Source organism: Pseudomonas sp. UMAB-40, assembly GCF_900095275.1.
In the GTDB taxonomy this organism is placed as follows: domain Bacteria; phylum Pseudomonadota; class Gammaproteobacteria; order Pseudomonadales; family Pseudomonadaceae; genus Aquipseudomonas; species Aquipseudomonas mandelii_B.
This window is the reverse complement of record NZ_LT607632.1, coordinates 1-329: the sequence shown is the minus strand read 5'-3', so window position 1 is coordinate 329 and position 329 is coordinate 1. Positions and strand designations below refer to the sequence as shown.

General features: G+C 59.6%; 1 protein-coding gene. It reads left to right on the top strand.

Translation table 11 applies throughout. The features are described from left to right. Positions 1 to 329 (top strand): contractile injection system protein, VgrG/Pvc8 family (locus K0F88_RS32085; RefSeq protein ID WP_257605429.1); only part of this gene is annotated, 329 nt, incomplete at both ends.

The following is a 329-nucleotide window of genomic DNA, read 5'->3' as shown; positions in this document are numbered from 1 at the left end:
CTGCAAGGTCGGGAAGCCATCAGCCAGCCTTTTGTGTTTGAGGTGGAGCTGGTCAGTGAACAGCCGTCCCTGAACCTCGAGACCCTGCTGCACAAACCGGCCTTTTTGCAGCTCTCGCCTGACGGCAGCGGCATCCATGGCCAGATCTATCGCGCCGCCCAAGGTGATTCCGGCAAACGCCTGACCCGCTACGCGGTGACCCTGCGCCCGCAACTGTCCTACCTCGCGCACCGCATCAACCAACGCATCTTCCAGAACCTCAGCGTGCCGAAAATCATCGGCATGGTCCTCGAAGAGCACGGCATCCAAAGCAACGCCTATGAATTCAA